This window comes from Pseudoxanthobacter sp. (assembly GCF_036822375.1).
Taxonomy (GTDB): Bacteria; Pseudomonadota; Alphaproteobacteria; order Rhizobiales; family Segnochrobactraceae; genus Pseudoxanthobacter.
Genome location: NZ_DAISHT010000381.1, coordinates 1 through 1517, shown reverse-complemented (window position 1 = coordinate 1517; position 1517 = coordinate 1). Strand labels below are relative to the sequence as shown.

Annotated in this window: 2 protein-coding genes; both read right to left on the bottom strand. The window is 67.0% G+C overall.

What is annotated here, in order from left to right:
- Positions 1-4: 4 nt before the first annotated feature.
- A complete protein-coding gene (locus V7067_RS17835; RefSeq protein WP_334177221.1) occupies positions 5-523 on the bottom strand; it encodes a winged helix DNA-binding protein in 519 nt (172 codons plus the stop codon).
- Positions 524-691: 168 nt separating this feature from the next.
- Positions 692-1360 (bottom strand): DUF6163 family protein, encoded by a 669-nt coding sequence (locus V7067_RS17830; protein ID WP_334177220.1) that lies wholly within the window; start codon positions 1358-1360, stop codon positions 692-694.
- Positions 1361-1517 lie beyond the last annotated feature (157 nt).

Sequence of the window (1517 nt, the reverse complement as noted above, 5' to 3'; positions counted from 1 at the left end):
CGCCTCACATGCGATAGCGAATCTGGTCGTCCCAGAAGCGGTCGAGGCGCTGCAGCGCCGTTGTCATCTGCTTGAGGTCGGTGGCGTCGAGAACGCCCACCTCGCCCAGCGTGCGGGCGTTGCGCTCGTAGAGATTCGCCACGATTGCCGCCACCTGCCGGCCGGCCGTCGTCAGGCGGATGCGGATGGAGCGGCGGTCCTGCAGCGACCGCTCCTGCACGAGGAAGCCGGCCTCGGTCAGCTTCTTGATGTTGTAGGAAACGTTGGAGCCCAGATAGTAACCGCGGCTCTTCAGCTCGCCGGCGGACAGTTCCGAATCGCCGATGTTGTAGAGCAGCACGGCCTGCACGCTGTTCACGTCGGCCCGCCGCAGGCGGTCCAGTTCGTCCTTGACGACGTCGAGAAAGCGGCGGTGCACCCGCTCGACCAGCATCACGGCTTCCAGAAAGCTCGGCTTCAGCGCGCCGTCGGCACCGCCTTCGGCACTGGCGTTTCTGGTCTCGATCGCGTGTGTTGGGTACATGTGATCGCCTTCCCGTGGTCTGCCGGCGTTTTCCGGTCATCTTGCGGGGGCGACAATGACTCCGTCGAATCTAAAGGCGGCTTAAGGGGCAGGATGAATCTTCGGTGAATCGCCGGATTCTTCCCGCCGCAGCCACCGCCCGGCGTTAGACGCGGGCAGCCGGTAAAATCAGGTCTTCGACTTGCGCATGCGGAAGGTCAGCCACGCATAGACCAGAACCGTGACTGCATAGAACGGAATACGGAACGGCCGTTCGCCGAAGATCTCGGCAAAAGCACCGTGCGTCACGATCTGCGCGAGGATCGTGAACAGCCAGATGACCACGCCCCACGGCGTGGCCAGCCACAGCCCCACCGCCACCACCAGATCGAGCACGCCGTAGAAGACGATGGCCGAACGCCATTCGATCGGCATGTCCCAGAAGAAGTGCGCGCGCCAGGGCAGGAAGCCGGTGATTCGCGCCCACATGAACAGCCCCATCGCCATCCAGAACACCGCGTTGAGGCGCAGGAACCAGGTGCGCAGGCGCTCCGGCGTCCAGAACGCCCGCGAGGCGAGGCGCGAGGTCAGCGTCAGCGCACTTTCGTCGGCCGGCGAAAACGCCCCCGCCAGCGCCTCGCCGGCGCGGCGGCGCACGATGGTGCCATCGGCCGTGACCACGACGCGCCGCCGCCGCCGGGCGCGGCGCATCCGCAGCCCGAGGAAGCGGGCGAGGCGCGGCAGCCCCATCCGCCGCCGGCGCACCGGCGCAGCCGCATCCGGCCCGGCGCCATCATCCGCGACGGCATCCTGCACGGCGGCTTCTGCGGGAACGGGCCGGGGCTCGGTTGCACTCATTGCGTTCGTCTGCTCGCGCCTATTGTAAAGAAAATGCGGGCCGGCAACCGCCGGACATGGCTTCGTGCTGTGCACCGGCAAATGGGCGGCAAGTGGGCAGCACAAAGTGGGCAGCACAAAGCGGGCAGCACAGGAAGCGGCCGGCGTTGCCCGCCCC

What these genes read in the sequence shown, in the direction of transcription:
- V7067_RS17835 (WP_334177221.1), bottom strand. Translation starts at nt 523, where the DNA reads ATGTACCCAACACACGCGATCGAGACCAGAAACGCCAGTGCCGAAGGC.
- V7067_RS17830 (WP_334177220.1), bottom strand. Translation starts at nt 1,360, where the DNA reads ATGAGTGCAACCGAGCCCCGGCCCGTTCCCGCAGAAGCCGCCGTGCAG.